General features: G+C 64.0%; 21 protein-coding genes and 1 pseudogene. 10 read left to right on the plus strand and 12 right to left on the minus strand.

Annotated features, from left to right (window positions below; genetic code table 11):
• Positions 1-188 precede the first annotated feature (188 nt).
• From ACP7AU_RS15645 to ACP7AU_RS15685, 9 genes are all read right to left on the minus strand, one after another.
• Complete coding sequence (locus ACP7AU_RS15645) at positions 189-1,043, minus strand: TonB-dependent receptor domain-containing protein (protein WP_426052007.1); 855 nt, start codon at positions 1,041-1,043, stop codon at positions 189-191.
• Positions 1,044-1,064: 21 nt separating this feature from the next.
• Entirely contained in the window at positions 1,065-2,204 is a 1,140-nt protein-coding gene (locus ACP7AU_RS15650) for a TonB-dependent receptor plug domain-containing protein (RefSeq protein ID WP_426051988.1), read from the minus strand.
• A 70-nt stretch (positions 2,205-2,274) separates the two neighbouring features.
• Complete coding sequence (locus tag ACP7AU_RS15655; protein WP_426051989.1) at positions 2,275-3,282, minus strand: SMP-30/gluconolactonase/LRE family protein; 1,008 nt, start codon at positions 3,280-3,282, stop codon at positions 2,275-2,277.
• 12 nt (positions 3,283-3,294) lie between these two features.
• A complete protein-coding gene (locus ACP7AU_RS15660) occupies positions 3,295-4,509 on the minus strand; it encodes a PQQ-dependent sugar dehydrogenase (RefSeq protein ID WP_426051990.1) in 1,215 nt (404 codons plus the stop codon).
• A gap of 17 nt (positions 4,510-4,526) precedes the next feature.
• Entirely contained in the window at positions 4,527-5,318 is a 792-nt protein-coding gene (locus ACP7AU_RS15665; protein ID WP_426051991.1) for an SMP-30/gluconolactonase/LRE family protein, read from the minus strand.
• 94 nt (positions 5,319-5,412) lie between these two features.
• Complete coding sequence (locus tag ACP7AU_RS15670; RefSeq protein WP_426051992.1) at positions 5,413-5,787, minus strand: c-type cytochrome; 375 nt, start codon at positions 5,785-5,787, stop codon at positions 5,413-5,415.
• A gap of 37 nt (positions 5,788-5,824) precedes the next feature.
• Complete coding sequence (locus ACP7AU_RS15675) at positions 5,825-6,565, minus strand: SDR family oxidoreductase (RefSeq protein ID WP_426051993.1); 741 nt, start codon at positions 6,563-6,565, stop codon at positions 5,825-5,827.
• Positions 6,566-6,630: 65 nt separating this feature from the next.
• A complete protein-coding gene (locus ACP7AU_RS15680; protein WP_426051994.1) occupies positions 6,631-7,479 on the minus strand; it encodes an SDR family NAD(P)-dependent oxidoreductase in 849 nt (282 codons plus the stop codon).
• Entirely contained in the window at positions 7,476-8,255 is a 780-nt protein-coding gene (locus ACP7AU_RS15685; RefSeq protein ID WP_426051995.1) for a GntR family transcriptional regulator, read from the minus strand. Before ACP7AU_RS15685 ends, ACP7AU_RS15680 begins: the two co-directional genes overlap by 4 nt.
• Before the next feature lie 206 nt (positions 8,256-8,461).
• Between ACP7AU_RS15685 and ACP7AU_RS15690 the strand changes: the two genes are divergently transcribed.
• The 6 genes from ACP7AU_RS15690 (at position 8,462) to ACP7AU_RS15715 (ending at position 16,442) form a co-directional block, all read left to right on the plus strand.
• Positions 8,462-9,802, plus strand: coding sequence for an MFS transporter (locus ACP7AU_RS15690; RefSeq protein WP_426052008.1), 1,341 nt, complete (start codon positions 8,462-8,464; stop codon positions 9,800-9,802).
• Between the two features lie 96 nt (positions 9,803-9,898).
• On the plus strand, positions 9,899-10,654 hold the full coding sequence (locus tag ACP7AU_RS15695) for an SDR family NAD(P)-dependent oxidoreductase (protein WP_426051996.1): 756 nt from the start codon (positions 9,899-9,901) through the stop codon (positions 10,652-10,654).
• Between the two features lie 35 nt (positions 10,655-10,689).
• Positions 10,690-11,763: a sugar phosphate isomerase/epimerase family protein gene (locus tag ACP7AU_RS15700; RefSeq protein ID WP_426051997.1), complete on the plus strand. Its 1,074-nt coding sequence runs from the start codon at positions 10,690-10,692 to the stop codon at positions 11,761-11,763.
• Positions 11,764-11,796: 33 nt separating this feature from the next.
• Positions 11,797-13,572: an IlvD/Edd family dehydratase gene (locus tag ACP7AU_RS15705; RefSeq protein ID WP_426051998.1), complete on the plus strand. Its 1,776-nt coding sequence runs from the start codon at positions 11,797-11,799 to the stop codon at positions 13,570-13,572.
• 12 nt (positions 13,573-13,584) lie between these two features.
• Positions 13,585-14,436 (plus strand): fumarylacetoacetate hydrolase family protein, encoded by an 852-nt coding sequence (locus ACP7AU_RS15710; protein WP_426051999.1) that lies wholly within the window; start codon positions 13,585-13,587, stop codon positions 14,434-14,436.
• A 92-nt stretch (positions 14,437-14,528) separates the two neighbouring features.
• On the plus strand, positions 14,529-16,442 hold the full coding sequence (locus ACP7AU_RS15715; RefSeq protein ID WP_426052000.1) for a pyrroloquinoline quinone-dependent dehydrogenase: 1,914 nt from the start codon (positions 14,529-14,531) through the stop codon (positions 16,440-16,442).
• 139 nt (positions 16,443-16,581) lie between these two features.
• On the opposite strand, the gene ACP7AU_RS15720 is transcribed toward ACP7AU_RS15715, so the two are convergent.
• Positions 16,582-17,049: a hypothetical protein gene (locus ACP7AU_RS15720; RefSeq protein WP_426052001.1), complete on the minus strand. Its 468-nt coding sequence runs from the start codon at positions 17,047-17,049 to the stop codon at positions 16,582-16,584.
• A gap of 11 nt (positions 17,050-17,060) precedes the next feature.
• Complete coding sequence (locus tag ACP7AU_RS15725) at positions 17,061-19,952, minus strand: TonB-dependent receptor domain-containing protein (protein WP_426052002.1); 2,892 nt, start codon at positions 19,950-19,952, stop codon at positions 17,061-17,063.
• Between the two features lie 322 nt (positions 19,953-20,274).
• On the opposite strand from ACP7AU_RS15725, the gene ACP7AU_RS15730 reads away from it, so the two are divergent.
• From ACP7AU_RS15730 to ACP7AU_RS15745, 4 genes are all read left to right on the plus strand, one after another.
• Positions 20,275-20,640, plus strand: a complete 366-nt coding sequence (locus tag ACP7AU_RS15730; protein WP_426052003.1) for an NIPSNAP family protein — start codon at positions 20,275-20,277, stop codon at positions 20,638-20,640.
• 53 nt (positions 20,641-20,693) lie between these two features.
• Complete coding sequence (dld, locus tag ACP7AU_RS15735) at positions 20,694-22,382, plus strand: D-lactate dehydrogenase (RefSeq protein ID WP_426052004.1); 1,689 nt, start codon at positions 20,694-20,696, stop codon at positions 22,380-22,382.
• 66 nt (positions 22,383-22,448) lie between these two features.
• Positions 22,449-23,039, plus strand: a complete 591-nt coding sequence (locus tag ACP7AU_RS15740; protein ID WP_426052005.1) for a PepSY-associated TM helix domain-containing protein — start codon at positions 22,449-22,451, stop codon at positions 23,037-23,039.
• Positions 23,036-23,653 (plus strand): hypothetical protein, encoded by a 618-nt coding sequence (locus ACP7AU_RS15745; RefSeq protein WP_426052006.1) that lies wholly within the window; start codon positions 23,036-23,038, stop codon positions 23,651-23,653. The genes ACP7AU_RS15740 and ACP7AU_RS15745 overlap by 4 nt, the downstream gene beginning before the upstream one ends.
• Positions 23,654-23,835: 182 nt before the next feature.
• On the opposite strand, the pseudogene ACP7AU_RS15750 reads toward ACP7AU_RS15745, so the two are convergent.
• Positions 23,836-23,951: pseudogene (locus ACP7AU_RS15750) on the minus strand (IS5/IS1182 family transposase); the annotation flags it as partial.

Raw genomic sequence — 23,951 nt, forward strand, 5'->3', positions numbered from 1 at the left:
GGGCATGTCAGACAGCTACCAGAGGGGTAGAGCGCCAGCCTATTCCTCGTTCCAGGGCGGCGGCAGTTGACCGGACTTGAACAGAGGCGTGGGGTTCTCGTCGGCGTCACCCATTTCGGCATCCCTCCCCGTCCCCTTCGCGCCTAAGCCCCAATCTGGGAAACGGCACCGCCGGTCCGGCATCGGTTCTACCGGCTAAGGGTAACGCCCAGTCGCAAGGTCTGCGGAGGGCCAAAGCCGATGATGCCGCCGCCCGTTTCCGAGACCGCAACCTCCTCGTCGAACAGATTGTCCACGGCGGCATAAAAGACCTGCCCGCCGCGACCGGCCAACTCCGCTCGCCCATCAACAGTCAGGACTGGCGCCAGAACCCGGCTGTTGAGGTCGTCGTCGAACCGGCGGCTTTCGTAGCGGGCGCGCACGGCGAGCGTCAGCCGGTCAAGGATACGCCAGTCGAGTCCTGATGTGACGCTCCAGATCGGGGCCTGGGCGGGCCGGAGACCCGTCAACTGCGGCGCTGCGGTCCCACCATCGACCCGCGCATCCGTAATGGAGACGGCGCTCGTCAGCGTCACCCCGTCTGCCAGGCGATGCTCGCCATTCAGCTCTAGGCCGAAGGCCTCGATCGTGCCGGCGTTCTGACGTTGGCGCAGAGCCCCGCCGGCCGGCACGAAGCCGGCGCGAGGGAAGGTTCTGGGCCCCTGGCCGATGGTCACGTTGACTATGGCGTCTTCGATGCGGTTCCAGAAGGTCGTGACGCCCCATGCCGACGCCGAACCGGTGAAGGTCGCGCCGGCTTCGAGCCCCTGCAGCGTTTCGGGAACCAGGGCGGCGTTAGCCTCGGTGATGTCGTTTCCGACGCGGAACGGCCTGTGCAGCTCGTTCAAAGTCGCGGGGCGGAATCCGGAATAGGACGCGACCCGAACGGCGTAGCCGGATCCCAGGTCGCGGCGGGCGGCAAGGCGGGCGCTGACCACCTGGCCCGAGCGGTCCTGACCAATTTCGTCCAGGGTCGGCAGGCCAGTGCTGCGGTCGATCTCCAGGCGACGGCCGTCGCCCGTGCTTCAGCCATCCGCACGCACCCCCCCGGCGACGAGCCAGTCGCCACTGCTCCATGAGCCCTCTGCGTAGGTGCCGGCCACCGACGTCTTGCCCCCGGCGAAGCGATCCCGGGTGAAGGCACCCGCCATGTAGCGGAAGCGCTCCTGGGTCTCGCCCTCGTTGAAGCGGGCGTCAGCGCCGAGTTCCCATTCCAGATTCCCGCGACCAAACGGAACACCGGAGCGGCGGATCGCAACATTGACGCCCCAGCCGGTGGAAGGGGTGGCGAACTGATCGTTGGCGGGCGTGGTCGTCGAGCGGTCGGCCGCCACGGCTGCGGAGCTGTTCTGGAAATCCGTTTCCATACGCCAAGCCTGGGCGCGCCAACCGACGCTTCCGGTGGGCGTTTGGGCCAAGGTGGCGCTGTACAGCTGGCCATTGGCTTCGGAACGCGTCCCGTGCAGGCCCGATCCCCGCGACTCGTCATAGGCGGAGGCCCGCAGCGACAAGGCGGTGACGGCATCGATGCCGATATCGGCCCGCAGCGCTCCGCTATGGGTCTCGAGATCCAGAGGCGTATCCGCGGCACCGGCTGCGGAGCCACGGACGGGAATGTAGCCGTCGCTGATCTCAACGAGGGTTGAGGCGGTCATCGACACTCGGCCGGTTCCGACCGAGGCCGAGGCGGCGAGCCGCCGACCGCCGAACTCGGCTGCGGAAAGGTCGATCGCGCCGCCACGGTCTCGCTCTCGAAGCGCGATCACCCCGGTCAGAGCGCCCGCGCCGTAGGGGCCTGCCCCTGCTCCCCTGACCACATCAAGGCTGTCGACAGCCTCAGGAGCCAACTGCGACCACAGCACCCAACCCCCGAACGAATCGTTGAGCGGGACGCCGTCGAGCGTGACCAGCGTCCGTCCCGCGCCCGACGGCGCGATGGCGCGCAGGGAAATGCCCTGGGTGGTCGGATTGGCGGCCAGGCTCGACGTCCGGCGAAACAGCGAGACCGCCGGAACCGTTGCAAGCGCCTCATCAAGCCGTGTGGCTGAGCCGAGCCTGTCCTGACCGATGCGGACCACCGCAAAGGCGGCATCGCCGGCGGCAGGGGGCAGACGGGCCGCCGTGACGACGATCTCGTCCAGTTGGGCAGGGAGGTGCTGGATCACTCGGTCTCCGATGACTGTGCCGACAAAGCGCCGCGCAAGGCGTTGAACGAGAGGAAATGCTGCGCGGGCTTCATTGGAAGGTCAGCTTCGACGCCCTCACCCTCACCCGAACCACGGCGTGGTTGGAGGATATATAGAGATGACCGTCCGCAGCGAGTTCGCAGTTCGAGATCACATCGTCTGACGTGATGATACCGATGCGGCGTCCGTCCTGGAAGATCGACACCCCGTCGCGGCTGGATGCCCAGAGATTGCCGACACTGTCGACCTTGAAGCCATCTCCGCCGAGAATTCCGGTCTCCTCGCGGTCGATAAGCGTGCGGCGCTGGCCAGGCTGGCTGTTGAGGTGGAGGTTCCACGCCACCCAGCCCCGCCGATCCGTTGCGTAGAGGGTGCGCCCATCCGGTGACAGGCCGATGCCATTGGGCATGACCTCGTCGTCGAGCAGGGTGACGGTGTTGTCCGGGTCAAGACGAAAGACTCCGGTGTACGGCAACTCACGAAGGGGCGACTCCAGAACACCGGTCAGGCCGTAGGGAGGGTCGGTGAAATAGATGGCTCCATCGGACGCAAGGACGAGGTCGTTCGGGCTGTTGAACCGGCGACCTTCAAAATGTGTGCAGAGCGGCGTCTTGAGGCGAGTGTCCAGATCTATGTGAACGATCCGGCGCCCGCCCGAGTCGGCGGCGACCAGGCCGCCGCGCGCCTGGATAAGTCCGTTGGTTCCAGGCTCCCGCAGACCGGGGTCGGCGGGACCTTCATAGCCCGAGGGCGCGAGCCAGGGAGACAGGCCGTCGGCCGCGGTCCAGCGGTGGATGACGTTGCCGGGCACGTCAGAGATCAACAGGTAGCCATCCGGACCGCCGACCCAACATGGACCCTCGCTCCATGTCAGCCCGTCGAAGACCTTTTCGACCACGGCGTCGGCGTCGATCAGCACGTCGAGGGCCGGATCCAGCCGTTGCACTTCGCCGACGACCGCGTAGGACGAACCTTGGCGAACCGCCGTCACCGGGGCTGCCGCCAGAAACGCGGACGATGTGCCGAGAAACTGACGACGGTCAAATCCGATAGCCATGGTGCGCGCTCCCTAGGGTGTGGGTGTCAGCTTAATCAGGGAGGCGTCGGTTCCATCAGTTAGCACCCACAGGGCGCCGTCGGGCCCGACCTGGACATCGCGAAGTCGGGGGTTTCCCTCGATCAACAGGCGTTCCTCGCCCGCCACCCGGTCGCCCTCCATCGTCAACCGCGCAAGATGTCGGCCGCGGAGGGCCGCAATGAACAGGCTGTTCCGCCAGGCCGGAATCACGTCCGAATCGTAAAACGTCATGCCGGACGGGGCGATGACGGGATCCCAGTAATAGCGCGGCTGGACCATGCCCTCATGCTGGCTGATCGAGCCGCCAATGGGGGCGCCGGTGTATTCGATGCCGTATGAAATCGTCGGCCACCCGTAATCGGCACCGCGTTCCATCAGGTTCAACTCGTCGCCGCCTCTCGGCCCATGCTCGATGGTCCAGAGCCGCCCTGTAACGGGGTGAATGGCGGCACCCTGGACATTGCGATGCCCATAGGACCAGATTGCCGGGGCGGCTCCCGGTTGGCCGACAAAGGGATTGTCGGCCGGAACCGTCCCATCCGGATGGATCCGCACCACCTTGCCCAGGAGGCTGTCCAGATCCTGAGCCTGCGGCCGGCCGACCGGAACGAAGCGCTCGCCGGTCGTGACGAAAAGAAAACCCTCGCGGTCGAAGAGCAATCGCCCTCCGTAATGCTGGCGCGAGTCCATCTTTGGGCTCTGGCTGAAGAGCACGGTCAGATCCTCGAGCATCGGCCCGCCGGCCGGCTCAATCAGCCGTGCGCGCGCCACGGCGGTGCTGGTCGCGGGGGGCTCGCCCGGCTCGGAGAATGTGAAATAGATGAGATTGTTCGAGGCAAAATCGGGATCCAGAACCACGTCCAGAATGCCGCCTTGATCGCCCTGATCGACTCTGGGAACACCTTGGGTCGGGCCCGACATCGTCCCATCGGGCGACACGATCCGGATCGTCGTCCTTTCGGTTACCAGCAACCGACCGTCAGGCAGGAAGGCCATGCCCCAGGGCTTGTCCAGGCCCTGGACTACCACGTCGCTGCGAAAGGCGACCCCTGCTCTAAGTTCGGGCGCGCGGGTCTGGCCCGCAAAGGCCGGCTCAAGGTTCGTCGCATTGCGTGCGACGGTTTCTACGCTCCCGCCGACCTGAGCGAACGAGGGCGTCGTCGCAAAACCGGCGAGGACCGCAAGGCAGAGTTGAAGAGAACGCATGGGTGGCTCCAACAGGATCAGGGAAGACTGACGACGGTGATCGAGGACGCTGTAATCTGTGGAACGAGGACCAGACGTCGCGTGACGTCGGCCCCGATCGCGGCGGGCACGGCGATGTCGCCGGCGACCACATGAGGCGGAACGGGCTCGTCTGCGTCGACGAGGTAGACCCGGTGGCCGTCCTGGCTTGCGACCAGAAGCGAGCCGTCGGGAAGGGCGACGATGCCGTCGATCAGCCCGCTGGGAAGCGTCCGCTCCCGAACGATCCGTTCGGGAGCATCGCTGAAGACCAGAACGGCGCCGCCCAGCCCACCGTGGACGAGCAGCCCATCCGGCATGACGGCGATGCCGTTCGGTCGCAGCAGCGCGGCTTCGCGTTCAGCGAAGATGGAAACCCCGCGGCCGGCCGAGACGCGACAAATAGCGCCCGACGTCGCTTCACTGCCGGAGTCGGTCACATAGCCTTTGCCGGACGGGTCGATCGCCAGATCGTTCAGGCGAACAGCCTCGGGGATGTGCGTCGATCCCGGGGTGCCGCCCGTCGAGGGGTCGAACCGGCGAACAGAGGCGACATCAGCAACGTGGATGACGTCGCCGCTGATGATCAGGCCGAGCGGGTCTTGCAGGATTACGCCCTCGCGGCCGCCTTCGATCCACTTGAGTTCGCCAACGGACAGATCCGGGTCGATGACAAAGATGAAGCCTTCGTTGGCTGCGCCCCGCTGACCCAGATTGCCGCGGAGATAACGGTCGCCGACGGTGTCGTGCCGCACGCCCTCGGGACCCACGAGACCTGCCCCCGAAATCACACGCGAGTTCCGGTCTTCCGCCCACGAAGAGGTGGCAGCGAGCAGCAGGATAGAGATAGCGGCTAGCGAGGGACGTGACATGGCGACCTGCGGATCAACGCAGGCTTTGGAGGTAGCGAATGATCTCCGTCCGTTGGGCGGGCGGCGGAGCGACGATCGACATCTTCGTGCCGGGCACCGTCGCGCGGGCACCGGCCACGTAGCGTTCCAGGTTCACAGCCGTCCAGTTCTGGCCCCAAGCCGTCAAGGCTGGGCTGTAGCTGTAGCCGGCAACGGCGCCCGCCCGTCGCCCGAACACGCCGTGAAGCGACGGGCCCACCCGGTTTTGCCCGGCTTGGACGGTATGGCAGGATCCACAGCGCTGGCGAAACAGCGTCTCACCGTTCGGCGGAGTCTGGGCGGCCGACAACCCTGCGGCGGAAGACAGGACGAGAGCGATGATCGCGGACTTCAGAAACGACGGGTACATGGCGGAAAACTCGCAGAGTTGAACGGATTCAGGGGCCTCACAGGCTCATTCCGCCGTCGATGACGATGGCCGAACCCGTCATGAAATCGGCGTCTCCGGACGCCAGCATCACGACGATGCGCGCGATTTCCTCGGGTTGGCCGATGCGGCCCATCGGCTGACGCGCGGTGAAGGCGGCCAGAGCCGCGACGGGATCTGGCTGAGCGGCCATACGCTGATGGAGCGAGGGGCTCTCGACGGTGCCTGGGCAGATGGCGTTGCAGCGAATACCGTCGCCGACGAAATCCATCGCCACGGATTTGGTCAGACCGATCACCGCCGCCTTGGTGGTGGCGTAGACGAACCGATCGGGCGCCGCTTTGATCGACGAGACTACCGAGGCGATGTTGATGATCGACCCGTCGCGACGCGCCAGCATGGCTGGGAGAAACGCCTGAATGGTGTTGGCCATCGAACCGACGTTGATGCGGAAGCTCCGTTCGAGTTCGGCGGCATTGCTGTCGAGCACCGTGCCGGTCGCGACCACGCCGACGCAGTTGACCAGAACAGACGCCGCCGGATGCTGAGCAGCAAGCTGGGCTACGGCGGCTGGATCGGTGACATCCACCAGTGCGCTCTTCACGCCTGCGGCCGAGGTCCAGTCCGTCAGGGGACCTCGCGAAAGGTCGACAGCGATCACCATCGCCCCCGCATCGGTCAGCGCCTGAGCAATGGCGCGACCGATGCCTTGACCGGCCCCTGTGACGATACAGGTCTTTTCGGACAGGCCCGTGGTCATGTTTCCAAAGCTCATTTGCTGTTTGGTGAGATCGGCCCGCGCTGCCGGGCGGTCCGAAGAGGTCGTCACGCGGCGAAAAGGTTCGCCGCGCCGTCGACACGAATGACCTGTCCGCTCACGAATCGGCTCTGGGCCGAGGCGAGGAAGCCGACCACGTCAGCAATCTCGTCGGCGCTGGCGTAGCGATTCAACGATGGCCCCTCCTCCATCATGGTCGGATCGACGGACCGGGTCGCGAGGAAGCGCGCTGTCTTCGCAGGACCGGGGCTAACGGCGTTTACGCGCACTCCGGCATCGCGCAACTCGGCTGCCAAGCATCTCGTGTAGTGGACGACGGCAGCCTTGGCGCAGGCATAGGCTGTCTCATTTGCTGCGCCGATGTGAGCCGATACCGTGCTGATGTTGATGATCGCTCCGCTGCGTCGTTCGGCCATGCCGGGCGCCACGGCACGACTGAGCAGCATCGTTCCGATAAGGTTGCGGTTGACGATCGCCTGCACGTCTTCTAGCAGGAACCGGATCGCGGTGTTGGGGTCGGGCTTGCCGCCCGCAGCGCCGATGTCGCCGCCGGCGCAGTTGACCAGGATGGTGATAGGACCCAGCGACGCCTCAGCCTTCGCGACCATGGCCTGGACAACGGCTTCCTGGGATATATCGCCGGTGACGGCGACCGCGCGGGCTGCGCCTTTCGACATGGAGTCGGCGACGGCCGTCAGGTTCGGGAACTCGCCGTATTTGGCGGGTGCCTCCTCTGAGATATCATGCAATGCGAGATCTGCCCCCAGGGCCATCAATGCACGACCGATCGTGTGACCCAATCCTCTACCCGAGCCTGTCACCAAGGCGACCTGGCCAGCAAGCGGCCCGGCGACCAAACCTCGCACCGGGGCCGCTGCGGTCAACGCATCACTCATTCTTTCTTGCCTTTCTTAGGTTTCTTTTCGTCGAACGACTTGGGCCCTATGGCCACTACGAACGGTGCCGCAACGCCGCGGCCCTCAAGCGTATGGCTGGCGTAGCAGTCGGGATTGTCGTAGCCGGTGCGCAGGTGGCCGATCACCGCGTCCTCAGGCGTCACATCGGACTTGCCAATGGCGACATCCAGAAGGGCCCGGTGGTGATGCAGACGCCACTGACGCGTTTCCACACTGGCGTTCTCGAGTGCCTTGTGGGCGAAGAGCACGGTCGCCAGCGAATCGAGAGTCTTGGCCAGGTAGGGATTGCCGGACGCGCGCCACATCTCGCGGTGGAAGGCCAAGTCTAGCGCAGCGGCGGCCAGCTCGGAGCCCTGCTCCCAGGCTTCCATCTGCTCAACCAGTTCCGTTAGACGCGCCCTGGAATCCGGCGTCATGTTGAGACGACACAGCTTGAGCGCCTCAGCCTCAAGAACAACCCGAAGACTGTTGATTAGCTGCACGTCCTGTTCGGAGAGGATGGTCACGAACATCCCTCGGCGCTCGTGGTTCATCACGAGGCCCTGCTCCTGAAGCGTCATCAGCGCCTCGCGGATCGGAATCCGGCTGATATTCAAGTCACGCGCCAGCTGGCTCTCGTTGAGGCGATCGCCCGGCTTGTAGGTGCCAGTGACGATCGCATCGCGAAGTTTGTTCAAGACATGAGCCTTCAACGTCGGAGGAACAAAAATACCCTCGTTTTCAACGCTCAATGAGCTGAATGTAGCTTGGTTCATTAGATAGCTCCGATAAAGGCCGCAGCTTGCCGCCCCACCGATCACCTCCCCGTTGACTTACCGATACCGCACTCAGTATACAGTTTGTATGGCGATTGAAAGCGGCTGATGGCCTTGGTCGTCACTGCGGACAGAAAAAATAAGCGGGCGAAACTGGATGCCGAAGGTGCGACGTCCACGCCTATAAAAGCGCAGTATTGCCTTCTGTGTACATACCGACACGGCGATATCAGGGGAATGGAAATGAACGAACGTTACAATGTCGGCCGCAACTACCGATTGGCGGTGCAGCCGTGATGCGGCCTAGCCGCGTCCGCTTCGGGATTGTTGGCTTCGCACTGACCCTGGCCATGCTGGCCTATATCCAGAGGGTCGCGATCTCCCAGGCTGCCGCACCCATGTCGGCCGAACTCGGCCTCGACAAGGGGCAGATGGGCTGGATTTTCGGCGCCTTCGCCCTGTCATACGCGCTGCTTGAGATTCCGATGGGCGCGCTGGGCGATAAGATCGGCGTCCGCCGCGTCCTGGCTCCGCTGGTATTGTTGTGGTCGGCTTTCACCGCCCTGAGCGGTGCGGCTTGGAGCTTCACCTCCCTCTTGGTGATGCGTTTCATCTTCGGAGCCGGCGAGGCAGGCTGTTTCCCCAACCTGACCAAGATGTTGAGCGTCTGGCTTCCACGACAGGAGCGAGTCCGCGCACAGGCGCTCATGTGGGCTTGCACGCGCTGGGCCGGGGCAGTTACGCCGCCGATTGCACTGCTGGTAATCACCGCCTTTGGCTGGCGCTGGGGTTTTGTCTTCTTCGGCGCGCTCGGCGTTCTGTGGGTCGTAGTCTTTTGGCTGTTCTTCAAGGACGACCCGGCCACACACAAGGGCGTCAACGAGGCAGAACTGCAACTGCTGGAGGGCTCCAAGGCGCTGTCCGAGCAGGATAGCGGCGGCTGGTTGAAAGTCTTCGCCGACATCAACGTGCTGCTGCTGGTGATCCAGTACGCGGCCTTCTCCTTCGTCTGGTATTTCTACGTCACCTGGCTGCCGACCTATCTGATCGAAGCTTGGGACCTGACCTTCGCCCAGGCTGCGGGATACTCGATCCTGCCACTCCTTTTCGGCGGCTTCGGCTCGCTCGTTAGCGGTATGATCCCGGCCCGGATTCCCCGACGCGCCATCGCCCTGTTCGGCTTCGTCGCCACCGCCGCGCTGCTATTCTCGGTGACGCGGATGGAGAACGCTCTGGTCGCGATGGTTCTTATGGCTCTGGCCAGTTTCTGCAGTGACCTGACCATGCCGATCTCGTGGAACACCTGCGTCGAGATCGGGAGAAAGTACACCGCCACCGTCGCGGCGACGATGAACATGTTCAGCGGTCTGGCCGGTTTCGCCGCGCCAGTGCTGGGCGGCTACATCCTGCTTCAGAAAAGCCAGAATTGGGATGCGCTGATCTACATGATGGTTGGCGCCGCCTGCATCTCGGCGTTCTGCTGGCTTTTCCTCAACCCGGACAAGCTGGCGGAGAAGAACGCCGCCATCGACGGGTCCCGGACCTGAACAGGTGGGTGACGGCCCCGGGGCGTCACCCACCGCCTCCACAAACCGCTGACATTGTTACGCCTGGGCGAGCCCCGGCTATTGGGAGAAGAGCGTATGAAGATCGACTTGTCGGGCAAGGTGGCCGTAATCACAGGCGGCAGCCGAGGACTGGGCCACGCCATGGCGACGACCCTGTCGGGCGCGGGCGCCACTCTTGCTCTCGTGGCGCGAGATCAGGTGCGGCTCGACCAGGCCTGCGCCGAACTGACCGCCAAGGGCAGAACCGTCAGCGGATTCGTGGCGGACGTGACGAAAGAGGCTGATGTGAAGCGGGTCGCAGGGGAGATCACCGCTACCTTTGGCGCACCGCACATTCTTATCAACAACGCCGGCAACAATGTCCGCAAGCACCTGGCCGAGCTGTCGCTTGACGAGTTTCGCAGCGTCATCGATGGCAGCCTTACCTCGACCTTCCTGATGTCCCGCGCGCTGACGCCTGGAATGAAGGGGCGCGGCTATGGGCGCGTCATCAACATGACCTCGATGCTCAGTCACATCTCCCTGCCGGGACGCACGCCCTACTCCTCGGCCAAGACGGGCCTACTGGGTTTCACCCGTGCTTTGGCGCTTGAACTGGCGGCCGATGGGATCACCGTCAACGGGATCAGCCCGGGTCCTTTCGATACGGACATGAACCGTGCGGTAAAAGACGATCCCCAGGCCAACGCACTGTTTCTGACCAACCTGCCGGTCGGTCGGTGGGGCAGGGTCGAGGAGATCGGTGCCCTGGCCTGCTATCTGTGCTCGGAAAGCGCAGGCTTCATCACCGGCACCGACATCGTCATCGACGGCGGCTGGACCACCAAATAGCCGTCCGGATTCCGGACGCGACGGAGGAGAAGACGATGGGCACTCGGCGAGAATTCCTGGGAACGATCGCGGCCGGCGGCATAGCCCTCTATGCATCGCCATCCTTGGCCGGCGGCTACGAGGAGATGGAGCTGGCCCCGAAGTCCCGGATGGGCGTGGCCAGCACGGCGATGTCGATGCATCTCAATGGCCTCGGCGTCGCCACGCCGATGCGTGAGGATCCCGTCCGCTACATCGAGTATCTCCGGTCGCTTGGCGCCGGCGGCGTTCAGCACGCCATCCGCACCGATCTGCCCAGGGTGCGCGCGAAACTGGAAGAGCTAGGCATGTTCTACGAGGGCGAAGCCGCCCTGCCCTACCACCCCGACGACGATCTGGCCGGCTTCGAGCAATCGATGCTGCAGGCAAGGGAACTCGGGGCCCACTGCGTCCGGGCCGTCAGTCGACAACCTCCCGGTGGCAACCGTCGCTATGAGACCTTCGCGACGCTGGAGGACTATCGGGCGTGGGAGGCCCAGGCCAACGCGGTCATCGAGAAGGTCATGCCGATCGTGGACCGGATCGGCGTCGGCCTGGCTCTGGAGAACCACAAGGATCGGACGGCTGAAGAGCATGTCGCTGTGCTGTCCCGATACTCCAGCGAGCACCTCGGCGCCCTGATCGACCCCGGCAACAACATGTCCCTTATGGAAGACGCCGCCGAGACGGTGGGCAAGCTGGGCCCCTACGCCATGGCCTGTTCAATGAAGGACATGGGGGTGGCACCCTACGCCGACGGGTTCCTCCTGTCGGAGGTCCCGTTCGGCACCGGCATCAACGACCAGAAGGCGCTCTTCCAGACCATGCGGGACCACAATCCCCGCATCAATCTGGTGGAGGAGATCATCACGCGCGACCCGCTTGAGATCCCCGTGCTGACCGAGTCCTACTGGCGGACACTGCCGGGAATGGACGCCGGGAGGCTGGCCAGGACCCTGGCCGGCGTACGAGCCAGGGCGCAGGCTCTGCCGGTCGTCACCGGCCTCAGCCCGCAGCAAAAGCTGCAGGCCGAGGAAGACAACAATCGCCAGACACTCGCCTGGGCCGTGGCTCAGTTTGGCGCGGCTTAACGCCCGTCGGGCGACAGTACAGGATGCAATGACATGACCGCGCGAAAGCCAGTTCGTCCCTTCCGTTCGGGTGAATGGTTCGCAGATCCCGACCGCATCGACATGACGGCCGTCTATCTCGAGCGGTTCATGAATTCGGGCGTCACGCCCGAGGAACTGCGCAGCGGCAAGCCCATCATCGGCATCGCTCAGTCGGGCAGCGACCTGGCGCCCTGCAATCTGATCCATGTCCAGCTGGCGCAGCGGGTCAAGGCCGGCATCCGCGACGCGGGCGGGATCCCGATGGAGTTCCCCGTACACCCGATCTTCGAAAACTGCCGGCGTCCTACCGCCGCGCTCGACCGCAATCTGTCCTATCTGACCCTGGTCGAAATCCTGCATGGCTACCCGCTCGACGCGGTGGTGCTCACCACGGGCTGCGACAAGACCACGCCAGCCGGGATCATGGCCGCCTCGACCGTCGATATTCCGGCGATCGTGTTGTCAGGCGGACCGATGCTGGACGGATGGTTCGACGGCAAGCTGGCGGGATCCGGGACCGTGATCTGGCAAAGTCGACGGCGGCTGGCGGCGGGCGAGATCAGCGAGGCGGACTTCTTCGACGCCGCTACCGCCTCGGCGCCGTCGCTTGGCCACTGCAACACTATGGGAACGGCGTCGACGATGAACGCGATCGCCGAAGCGCTGGGCCTGTCCCTGCCCGGATGCGCGGCGATTCCGGCTGTCTACCGTGAGCGCGGGCAGATGGCGTATCGCACCGGCCGGCGGATTGTCGAGATGGCCTATGAGGATCTCAAGCCGTCGGACATCCTGACCCGCGAGGCGTTCCTGGACGCGATAGCCCTGACGACGGTTATCGGAGGATCCACCAACGCCCAGCCGCACATAACGGCAATGGCTCGCCACGCCGGCCTCGAGATCAGCGCCGAGGACTGGGTGGAGCACGGCTATCCGCTGCCGCTCCTGCTGAACATGCAGCCGGCCGGCGCCTTCCTGGGTGAGCGTTTCCACAGGGCCGGCGGCGTGCCCGCCATCCTGTGGGAGCTGCAGAACGCCGGGAAGCTGCACGGAGCTCGCATCACCGTCAGCGGATCCCCCCTGGCGGATGGTGTCGTCCAAACCACGGATCGCGAGATGATCTTCTCCTTCGATGCCCCGCTCAAGGACAATGCGGGCTTCGTCATCCTTCGCGGCAATCTGTTCGACTTCGCGGTGATGAAGACCAGCGTCATCTCGCCCGAGTTCCGGGAGCGCTACCTGGCCACCCCAGGTCAGGAGGACTGCTTCGAGGGCGACGCTGTCGTGTTCGACGGCGCCGAGGCCTACCATCACGGCATCAACGATCCGGCGCTGGGCGTCACCGAGAATTCCATCCTCGTGATTCGCGGCGCGGGGCCGGTCGCATGGCCGGGCGCGGCGGAGGTGGTCAACATGCAGCCGCCGGACGCCTTGATCAGACGCGGGGTGACGAGCCTGCCAGTCATCGGCGACGGACGCCAGTCGGGCACGTCGGACAGCCCGGCGATCCTGCACGCCTCTCCGGAAAGCGCCGTTGGCGGCGGTTTGAGTTGGCTCCGGAGCGGCGATCGCATCCGCATCGACCTGGCCAAACGACGCTGTGACGCCCTCGTTTCGGACGAGGAGATCGCGCGACGCAAAGGCGGGCCGCAACCGGAGATCCCGCCCAGCCAGACGCCTTGGCAGGAGATCTATCGCGGCCTGGTCGGCAGCCTCGCCGACGGCGGATGTCTGGAGAACGCGGTCAAGTACCGGGGCGTCGCGCGCCCGACGCCGCGCCACAATCACTAGGGAAATCAGGCCATGAAACTATTGCGCTACGGACCGCCGGGAGAAGAACGACCGGGCCTGCTGGACGACCAGGGAGTCATTCGGGATCTGTCGGCCCACGTCGAGGATATCGGTCCCGATCAACTGTCGCCCCAGGCCCTCAAACGCCTGGCGGCGATCGACCCCGCCGGCCTGCCGGTCGTACCGGGCGCGCCGCGACACGGACCGCCGGTCAAGGGGGTGGGCAAGTTCCTCGCAATCGGCCTGAACTTCGCCGACCACGCCGCCGAGTCGGGCGCGTCCGTGCCTGAAGAACCCATCGTATTCACCAAGGCGACCAGCTGCATTCAGGGACCGGACGATGCGGTGATGATCCCCCGCGACTCGATCAAGACCGATTGGGAGGTCGAACTCGGTGTCGTCATCGGCACGACCGCCCGATACGTCGAGGAGGCCGAGGCCCTGAATCATGTCGCGGGCTACGTTCTGATCAACGATCTGTCCGAGCGGGAATTCCAGCTGGAACGGGGCGGAAGTTGGGACAAGGGCAAGGGCTGCGACACCTTCGGTCCCATCGGACCGTGGCTGGTCACAGCCGACGAGGTGGACGACGTGCAGACCCTCGGCATGTGGCTGGACGTCAACGGGACTCGAATGCAGACCGGCAACACCGACACGATGGTCTTCGGGGTGGCGGCGCTGGTCAGCTATGTCAGCCGGTTCATGGCCCTGCACCCGGGCGATGTCATTACGACAGGCACCCCGCCGGGCGTGGGCATGGGCCAGAAACCCTCTCCCATCTACCTCAAGGCCGGCGACACCATCCGGTTGGGCATCGATGGTCTCGGTGAGCAGAATCAGACCGTGTCCGCCTACCGACCTTGACGACCGATCGTCTGACTGCACATAGTATACAAATCAAAGGCGCACGTCCGGTCGCGAATTCGATCGGCGTAGACAGCCGAGGGATGAAATTGATGACCCATGTTACGCCTTTGCGCGGCCGCTCGCGGCCGCTTACCAGCTGCTCGGTCGCGGCGATCGCCCTCGCGCTCGCCTCCTCGGCCATCGCCCAGGAGGGCTGGCCGACCATCGGCCACGATGCCGGAGGGCAGCGCTTCTCTCCCCTGACCAACATCACTCCGGCCAACGTCGACCAGTTACAGGTGGCCTGGACCTATCACCTGCGCCCGGCGGATGATGCCAGCGGGGGTCTGCTGGCGTCGCAGTCGATCCCGCTGGTGATCGGCGACACCATGTTCCTTGCCTCTCCCTACAGCCGGGTCCTGTCGCTGGACGCCGCGACGGGAGCCGAGAAATGGGTGTTCACCCTGCCGGACTCCGATCGCCCGTCCTTGCGCGGCGTCGAGTACTGGCCCGGGGACGACCAGCATGGCCCGACCATCGTCTTCGGCAGCCGGATGGGACGCCTGTACTCCATCGACGCCGACACCGGCCGCCCGACGGCGGGTTTCGGGGTCAACGGCATCGTCAACCTGAAGACGCCGGAGGTCATGCAGACCGGGATGGATAAATCCTACATCCTTCCGTCGCCGCCGATCGTCTACAAGAACCGGATCATCACCGGGGCCGGCCCCGGCGAGGGTCCCGGCGGAACCAACGGCGGTGAAGGTCCTGCGGGCGATACGCGCGCCTGGGACGTGCACACCGGCGCCCTTGTCTGGACCTTCCATTCCGTTCCGCGTCCCGGAGAGTTCGGAAACGACACCTGGGAAGGCGAGAGCTGGAAGAACCGCTCGGGCGTCAACGTCTGGGGCCAGATGACCGTCGATACCGAACGCGGGATCGTCTACATGCCGTTCGGCACCGCCAATAACGACCGCTATGGCGGCGACCGTCCCGGCGACAACCTGTTCGGCAGTTCGGTCGTGGCGGCGGACGCCAATACAGGCGCCTACCTGTGGCATTTCCAGACCGTCCGCCATGACATCTGGGATTACGACACCCAGGCCCCGCCGACCCTGCTGGACATCGTCAAGGACGGCGAGACGATCCCCGCCGTCGGCATCATCAACAAGACCGGGCTGATGTTCTTTCTGAACCGGGTTACCGGCGAACCGATCCACCCGATCGAGGACCGGCCCGTACCGGCGAGCAATGTCCCGACCGAGCGGCCGTCTCCGACCCAGCCCTTCCCCGTCCTTACCGAGCCCCTGTCGCGAAACACGATCAGCCGGGCGGAACTCTATCAGGACACGCCCGAGCACAAGGCCTGGTGCGAGGCCCTGGTCGACGACAACGACATGTATCTGTCGGCCGAGCCCTACACGCCCATCCGCCTGAACCAGTACACCGTCACCTATCCCGGCACGCAGGGCGGGGTGAACTGGGGCGGCGGCGCCTTCGACCCATCGACCGGCCTGTTCGTGGTCAACGTCAACAACATGGGCCAGCCCATGCGCCTGGTTCCGACGCCCGATGGTCAGTCCTACATCAACTCAGGCGAGCTGGCCGGCACCCGGCGGTTCTGGAACCCGGAGACGCGGCTGCATTGCGCTGCGACGCCCTGGGGCCAGCTTGTCGCGGTGGATGTAAACTCCGGCAAGGTGGCCTGGCGCTCGACCCTCGGCGTGACCGATACCCTGCCGGAGGGAAGCCGGAACACCGGGCGGCCCTCGCTGGGCGGCCCCACGGTCACCGCCGGCGGGGTGACCTTCATGGCGGGGACCGATGACAGCCGCTTCCGGGCCTTTGAGACCCGAACCGGACGCGAGATCTGGACGGTCGAGCTGCCGGCCACGGCGCACAGCACCCCGATCACCTACTCCGACGCCAGCGGCAAGCAATACGTGGCCATCGTCGCCACAGGCGGCGGCCTGCTTGCCGCGCCCGTCGAGAGCGACTCCCTCATCGTCTACTCCCTCCCTTAGGCGATAGAGAGTCCGCGGAGCCGGCGCCCTCCCCCCCGGGGGCGCCGGCTCTTTTCGTTTTGGCCTCCCGGGTCGGCTGCGCACACGAAAAAGCCGGCGCGCCATCGGCCGCCGGCTTCACGCAAACTCCCGCCGGAGGCTATTCCTTGGGGAAGGCCTCGGCCAGATAATCCGTGATCTCCGCAAACTCGGCAGGCGTGCCCATGGCGCCCCGATCCCCCATGAACTGAACCAGGGTGAACCACTCGGCGTGCGTCAACCGCTTCTCGGCGACCAACTCGACCGCGTGGCAGCCCGAGCACACGCGGATGGTGGTCTCGCGTCCAGGCCCTTCCGGCAGACCACCGACCATTTCGGTCGCGATGATCGCGTGTGTGGGCGGAGGCGGATTCTCGGCAGGGGCTGGCGACGCAGCCGCGACCACGGCGGGCGGTGCACCCGCAGGAGCGGCCACCTGATAAGAGGCGGCGCAGCCGCCCATCATCAAACCGACACCCAGAAGAACGCGAACCGCGCGCAGCCTGTATCTTACAACCATCGGCTCATTCACCTTCACGCTTACAAAAAAAGGTCCGGCGAGCACGGCGCTCGCCGGACCGAGGCTCACTCAGGAGGACGTCAGAACTCGAACCTGATGCCGGTCGTGTAGTACGGGCCGACCACATCATAGATGCCTTGGTTGGTAGGATACTGCTGGCCCGGCTGGCCATTGCCGATCAGCGGCGGCTTCTCGTCCAGGGCGTTGTTGACCGTCAGGAAGCCGGTCAGATCGTTCCCGTCGACGACGAAGTCGTAGGTCGCCGTCAGATCCAGATAGACGACAGAGGGCACCGTCGGCTCCTCGTAGAAGACGGTCACATCACGTGTGCGTTGAATCTCGCCGATGTAGCGGGCCTGCGCGGTCAGGCTGAGCGGCCCTTCCCGATAATTGGCCTGCAGGTTGATTCGGTGCTTGGCGTTGACGCCGACGTTGGCGTTCTCGACCGGAGCCGCATCAATGTCGGTCCGGGTCTTGCGCCCGGGCACATAGCTTCCAATCAGCCTGAGACCGAGATCACCCGACCGCCCGAAGCTGGAGAAGGGCGTGTTGTAGCTGAACTCGTAGTCAATCCCGTGCAGTGAGGCCAAAGCCTGGTTGAACGGCAGAGTGCGGACCGCAAGCGGGAAGTTGTCGGCAACGGGCGTGTAGTTGAAGGGGAAAGGCCGGACGATATACTGGCACACCGACGATGCGCCACTGCTGGCGATGCATTCTTCGTTCGCCGTCGTGGTTCCGAGGTTCGCGATGGCGTCGGTGATTTCGATGCTGAAATAGTCGACTGATGCGGAGAAGCCCTGGAGGAACGAAGGCTGCCAGATTGCTCCGATTGTGTACGTGTCACCGATCTCGGGCTTCAGGTCCGGGTTGCCGCTGGACAGGGTAATGACATTGTCGTTACGCCCGGTCAGAGCGTCGAAGAAGCCGCCCCGCGCCGCTTGGTCACCGGCGAACAACTCATAGAGGGTGGGTGCCCGAATATCTCGCGACCGGGTGTAACGCAGTCGCAGATCTTCGATCGGCACGTAACTGAGGCCGACTTTCCAGGTCGTGACCCCGCCGCTGGTGGAATATTCAGTATAGCGGGCGGCCGCGTTCAGATCGAGCGATCGAATGAGGGGCATGTCCGCAAGCAGCGGTACGGCCAGTTCGACGAAGGCTTCCCTCACATTGTACTCGCCTTCGGCCTGGCCGACGTTGGTCGAGTTGTATTTGTTGATCGTCTGCGCGACGTTTGTTCGCAGGCCGACCGTGGAGGTCGGGATGGAGGGATCGGAGTTGCTCCGCTGCTCCAGCCGCTGGGTGCGATATTCAGCGCCCACCGCGAAGGACAGTGGTCCAGCCGGCAGCTCGAACAGATCGCCCGAAATCTCCGCTGCAACGATGTCCATCGTCTGGGCGACCTGGTATTTCGACACGCCGCTGACCCAGTCATAGTCGGCGTCGGTCGGACTGCCGTCGCCAAACCAGTTGATCGCGCGACAGTCGTCCATCAGGCCGGGATTGGTCAGGGTGATGTTGCAGACGATGTTGCCATTGGGTCCGCGCACGGCGTCGAGCGACGCGAAGTAGCGGTTTTGCAGGAAGTTGCCGGAGTGGGCCGATCGCAGCAGGGAATCGCCGTGGGCGTAGGTCGCCTTCCAGCTGTAGTCCCCAAGCGACCCCGTGAGGCCGGTCAGGAAGGTATAGGCGACGTTCAGCGCGTCGACCTCCTTAAAGGGCTGATCCGCATGGATCCGTCCACCGCCGACTCGACGGTCGTCCGCGGTGCCGAAAACACCGTCGCGCCCAGGATAGGCGTTGAGCAAGGCGGCGGCGCCCGTCGGCAAATACGGGTTAGAGGAATAGATGTAGAATGCGTTGGTCTGGGTACCAGATCCAATCGTGACGAACGTATTCCCGGATTGGGCAAACCCGAGCTGAGCGAAGAATTTAAGGTTGGGCGCCAGCTCGTAATCGAAACGGCCAAACAGCTGATCCGTGACCTGACCGCCTGTTAAGGTCTTGCCGATGCTGGGCGAACCGTCACCGCCGATACCGACGTTACTGCTTCCAGCCGGCCTCACGCCGGGATTGAACGGCACAAGCGAGCCGTCAGGAAGAAAGTGCAGTCCAGCTAGTGGGTTGCCGATATTGGCGGCAAAGTTGACGCCCAGCGGGAATAACGTGCCGAAGGTTCCAGTCTGATAATAGACCGGCCCCGCGTTCCGATAAGGCGCGGCGGCCGTGCCATTGCCGACTTGAGTTATGTAGTCGCCGCCTCGTGGCCGGTCTTCATTCCGAGGAATGCCCTCACGCTGATAGTGATCGAAGCTTAGCAGGACGTGGCCGCGGTCGCCGAAGACATCGAAACCCGCTGCGATGTCAAATCCAGAGGACAGGTCGTCGCCGTAGTCGGAAACACCGACCTGCGCGCTTCCCTTCACGCCAGTGTAGCTTGTGTCCAGGATGAAATTGATCACGCCGCTGACCGCATCCGAGCCGTAGGCAGCGGAAGCCCCGCCCGTCACGACGTCGACGCGGGATACGAGCGATGACGGGATGACGTTCGTATCAACGGTACCCTGGAAGCTCGTGGGCGGGATACGCTGTCCGTCAAGCAGCACGAGATTCCGTATAGAACCCAGCCCGCGGAGGTTCAGATAGTTGCCGCCGTTCGGACTGGTCGCCTGGTTACCCGTGTTCTGGGTTCCGCTCGAGACAGTGAATTGTGGCAGCTGATTCAGACCATCGGGGATGCTTCCCGGCGCCGTCAGCAACAGCTGCTCGGTCGCCACGACGGTAACGGGTGTCGGCGCGGTATAACCGTTCCGCACGATGCGCGACCCGGTAACGACGATATCGTCAACCCGCCCCGCCGCTTCCTGAGGCTCTGCGCCGTCCGTTTGCATGTCCTGCTGCGGATTTGGCCCCTGCGCATTTGCGGCAGACGCGATGGCAATAAGACTGCCGCCGTACATTATGGCGGCCAATAATCTACTCTTATTCAAGATTACTTCTCCCCTTTAATACCGCCGCTAGTACGGTCAGCTTGTTGGTCAGTACATGCGCAAATCATCCCGCCCCGCGCTAGCGCGGCGCCTCGGACGCCTCAGGCCCGGCATCCCGGTGAAGGGAACCTAGGGATCGCAAAATCTTGCAGCTCCGTGAGCTCATCCGGCCACTTGATCGCTGCTGAACTGTATACTAAATGCAAATTGAGGCTTGTCAACGGACAGTGTCGACAAGCCCCGCCTGGCTGTTTGCTCACACACGGTTAGCGTCAGCAGTTCGTCATCCATCAAGGGAGCCGCTATGAGCAGCCGCCGAGTCTTCGAAATGCGAACTTATTTTCCGTCGCGCGGACGAATGGCCGCTCTTGAAGAACGATTTCGGCGGCATACCGTCCGGCTGTTTGCGCGGCACGGGATTATTTCCATCGGTTATTGGACCACTAGCAGTAACGACGATCTCCGGCTTATCTATATGCTCGCATATCCGGATCACGGCTCTCGCGAGATGTCCTGGGCGAGCTTCAGGGCCGATCCGGAATGGCAAACGGCCGCGGCGGCCTCTGAGGCGGAGGGGCCTCTGATCGCTCGTCGCGAGTCGGTCTATCTAAATGAGACCGACTACTCGCCGTTGATCATTGCCAACGGGCAGGTGACGGCCGCTGCCTGATCGGAATGATAGATTCATACAGGTCCAGGCCTCAAATTTCAGCCCATCAGCAAATGGACGGCGGCTTTCTCGCATCGCTGAGGACAATCGTTGGCGGCCAACATGTGCTGACGACTCCCGCTCGCACCGCGCCTTTCCGACGGGGCTACCGCTTTGGCGGCGGCAAGGTCCTGGCCGTCGCCCGCCCCGGCACCCTGATTGAGCAATGGCGAGTGCTGAAGGCGTGCGCCGCCGCCGGCAAGATCATCCTGATGCAGGCTGCAAATACGGGCCTCACGGGAGGCTCGACCCCCGACGGCGACGACTACGACCGGGACATCGTCATCGTCAGCACGTTGCGGATCACGACGGTGCATCTGATCGAGGATGGCCGCCAGGTCATCTGCTTGCCCGGATCGACACTGAGCCAGCTCGAACGCCTTCTAAGCCCCCTGGGGCGAGAACCCCATTCGGTCATAGGCTCGTCCTGCATTGGCGCGTCGGTCGTGGGCGGCGTCTGCAACAATTCCGGAGGCTCTCTTATCCAGCGCGGTCCCGCATTCACTCGCCTGGCGCTCTTCGCCCGTATCGACGAAAGCGGGGATGTCGAGCTGATCAATCACCTGGGGGTCGCCCTCGGGAATGACGCCGAAGACGTCCTAAATCGACTGGAACGGGGTGAGTTTACACAAGCCGATATTTCGCACGATCCGATGGAGGTCGCTTCTGACCATGATTATGCGCAGCGTGTTCGGCACATCGACGCCGACAGCCCTGCCCGCTTCAACGCCGACCCGGATCGATTGTTCGAGGTGTCTGGCAGCGCCGGAAAGGTCATGGTGTTCGCCGTCCGACTAGACACTTTCGAAAAATCGAAAGAGACGGCTACGTTCTATATCGGGGCCAGCGATCCGGCGACACTGACCCGGATCCGGCGCGATATTCTGGGAGGTTTCACAACCTTGCCGGTCGCAGCCGAATACATGCATCGCGACTGCTACGATATCGCGCGCACCTATGGAAAAGACGCCTTTCTGGCCATCAAGCATTTCGGCACCGATAGCATGCAACGGATCTTCGCCCTGAAAGCGACTCTGGATTCGATCGCAGGGTCCTTGCCGCTGGTGCCTGCGTTTGCGATCGATCGACTGGCTCAGTTGGTGGGCGGCCTGTTCCCCGAGCATTTACCGGAACGCATGAACGCGTACCGTGATTGCTACGAGCATCACCTGATGCTGAAAATGACCGGCGCCGGCGTGGATGAGGCGCGGCGTTATTTTCTTGAGGCGTTCATCGCCGGCGATAGCGCCTGGTTCGAATGCACTGAGGACGAAAGCGTCAAGGCGTTCCTCCACCGGTTCGTGGCCGCGGGCGCCGCGGTCCGCTATCGCGCCATACACCACCGTGAAGTGTCCGATATCGTGGCGCTGGACATCGCCTTGCGCCGAAACGAGCGCGACTGGTTCGAAGTGCTGCCCCCCGATATGAGCGCCGCGATTAAACACAGCCTGTATTATGGACACTTCTTCTGTCACGTCTTTCACCAGGACTACATCGTTGTCGCCGGTGAAGATCCGGTTGCCCTGGAACATCGGATGCTGGCGGTGTTGGACCAGCGCGGAGCCAAGTATCCCGCAGAGCACAATGTCGGGCATCTCTACGAGGCGGGTCCGGCTCAGACGCGACATTTCCGTAAGCTCGACCCCTGCAACTGTTTCAACCCCGGCATCGGTCGAACGTCTCGCAAGGCCGAATGGGTTTGATAACTGCGTCGGCGAACAAGAGCAGCAGTAGGAGTGATCGTTTTGGGACGAGCGTTACGCACTTGGATGCGGGATCTGCATCTATACATCGGGCTCGCGGCGAGTCCGTTTGTTCTCCTGTACGCCGTCAGTACAATTGCCCTGAACCACCCGACATGGCTTGCAGAGCGGGTGAGCGAACCAGAGGTGCGGACCGCTGCGGTTTTGTTACGAGACCCTGAAGACGCCGACAGCTTGGCTCTCGGCCGCGAAGTCCTGCGGCAGACAGGTGTGGTCGGTGAAATCATGTTCGTACGGCGCGAACCGGAGGAGCGGCGGCTCGAAATTCCCGTGCAGTTGGCCGGCGAGAAAACCACCATCAAGGTCGATCTGGCGACCGGCCAAGCGGTCATCGAACGCCAGCAATCCAGCCTGATAACCAGCCTGACCTACTTCCACAAGATGCCCGGGCCGCACGTGGTGGCGATGCGCGGAAACTCCCTGCCCGTAGCGCTCTGGCGCTGGATCGCCGACGCCGCCGTGTGTGCGATCCTCTTCCTGGCGGCCACCGGAGTTTATCTCTGGACCGCTCTGCGGGCCGAACGCGCGCTGGGCGTCGTGTGCGTCGGCGGCGGCGTGGCTGTCTTCGCTCTGCTGGTCTTGGGGATGGTGCTGTGAGGCCTGCCGTCCGCAAGCTCAACCGCCAGGTGCATATCTATACCGGCCTCGCCCTACTGCTTTTCACCATCCTGTTTTCGGGTTCCGGACTACTCCTCAACCACCACTGGGCGTCTGCCGACTTCTGGCCGCAGCGGAAGATCCAGACTGTCGAACGTACCTTTTCGCCCCCCTCTGGAGTCGGCGATCTGGCAGTCGCAAGGGAACTGATGCGCCAATTCGGCTTGCGCGGTGAGATCAGCACGACCGAGACGACTCCGAATGGAGGCTTGCTTGTCCGGGCCAACCGCCCCGGCGAAAATCTGACGATCGAGGCTGACCTGATCGCGGGTCGCGCGACGGTCGAACGCGTCGATCTGAATGGCTGGGGGGTGGTCCATACTCTGCACACCTTTATCGGCGTGTCGGCCACAGAACCGGAGCGCCGGCGCGACTGGTGGCTCACGACGCTGTGGAGTCTAGCGATCGACGCGACTGCCATCGGCTTGATACTGCTGGTCGCCGGCGGAGTGGTTGAGGCGTGGGCAGCCAATCCAAAGCGGGGAGCTCTGGTGACAATCTTTGTGGTTGGGACTGCCGGCTGTCTGGCCTTCGTCCTAGGCCTAGTCCGGTAGGACCAAAGGATATCTCCCGCAGGGCCACGGTGATAGCGCGATGGCTGCCGTGTCGGACTATCCCGGACGGGGCCTGTCAGGGGCGTCGACAGGTTAACCGGGCGAAGTCGAAAAGCGCCTTAGCCGTCTCGCTTCAGGCAACCGCAGCCGCCCAAACGGACGGTGCCTCGGCGCGGAAAAGCCTAGGTGGTGTGGACAAAGTGTCTGATCCACAGTCGGATGGATGCGACGACGACGAAGCCGAGGAAGCTGTCGGCGGTCTTGTCGTATCGGGTAGCCAGTCGTCGGCTGTGTTTGA

Source organism: Brevundimonas sp. SL161 (assembly GCF_049896985.1).
Classification (GTDB): domain Bacteria; phylum Pseudomonadota; class Alphaproteobacteria; order Caulobacterales; family Caulobacteraceae; genus Brevundimonas.

Excerpts from the sequence above, each read along its gene's own strand:
- ACP7AU_RS15655 (WP_426051989.1), bottom strand. The coding sequence starts at position 3,282 with ATGGCTATCGGATTTGACCGTCGTCAGTTTCTCGGCACATCGTCCGCG.
- ACP7AU_RS15660 (WP_426051990.1), bottom strand. The coding sequence starts at position 4,509 with ATGCGTTCTCTTCAACTCTGCCTTGCGGTCCTCGCCGGTTTTGCGACG.
- ACP7AU_RS15670 (WP_426051992.1), bottom strand. The coding sequence starts at position 5,787 with ATGTACCCGTCGTTTCTGAAGTCCGCGATCATCGCTCTCGTCCTGTCT.
- ACP7AU_RS15675 (WP_426051993.1), bottom strand. The coding sequence starts at position 6,565 with ATGACCACGGGCCTGTCCGAAAAGACCTGTATCGTCACAGGGGCCGGT.
- ACP7AU_RS15680 (WP_426051994.1), bottom strand. The coding sequence starts at position 7,479 with ATGAGTGATGCGTTGACCGCAGCGGCCCCGGTGCGAGGTTTGGTCGCC.
- ACP7AU_RS15685 (WP_426051995.1), bottom strand. The coding sequence starts at position 8,255 with ATGAACCAAGCTACATTCAGCTCATTGAGCGTTGAAAACGAGGGTATT.
- ACP7AU_RS15695 (WP_426051996.1), top strand. The coding sequence starts at position 9,899 with ATGAAGATCGACTTGTCGGGCAAGGTGGCCGTAATCACAGGCGGCAGC.
- ACP7AU_RS15700 (WP_426051997.1), top strand. The coding sequence starts at position 10,690 with ATGGGCACTCGGCGAGAATTCCTGGGAACGATCGCGGCCGGCGGCATA.
- ACP7AU_RS15705 (WP_426051998.1), top strand. The coding sequence starts at position 11,797 with ATGACCGCGCGAAAGCCAGTTCGTCCCTTCCGTTCGGGTGAATGGTTC.
- ACP7AU_RS15710 (WP_426051999.1), top strand. The coding sequence starts at position 13,585 with ATGAAACTATTGCGCTACGGACCGCCGGGAGAAGAACGACCGGGCCTG.
- ACP7AU_RS15715 (WP_426052000.1), top strand. The coding sequence starts at position 14,529 with ATGACCCATGTTACGCCTTTGCGCGGCCGCTCGCGGCCGCTTACCAGC.
- ACP7AU_RS15730 (WP_426052003.1), top strand. The coding sequence starts at position 20,275 with ATGAGCAGCCGCCGAGTCTTCGAAATGCGAACTTATTTTCCGTCGCGC.
- dld (WP_426052004.1), top strand. The coding sequence starts at position 20,694 with ATGGACGGCGGCTTTCTCGCATCGCTGAGGACAATCGTTGGCGGCCAA.
- ACP7AU_RS15740 (WP_426052005.1), top strand. The coding sequence starts at position 22,449 with ATGCGGGATCTGCATCTATACATCGGGCTCGCGGCGAGTCCGTTTGTT.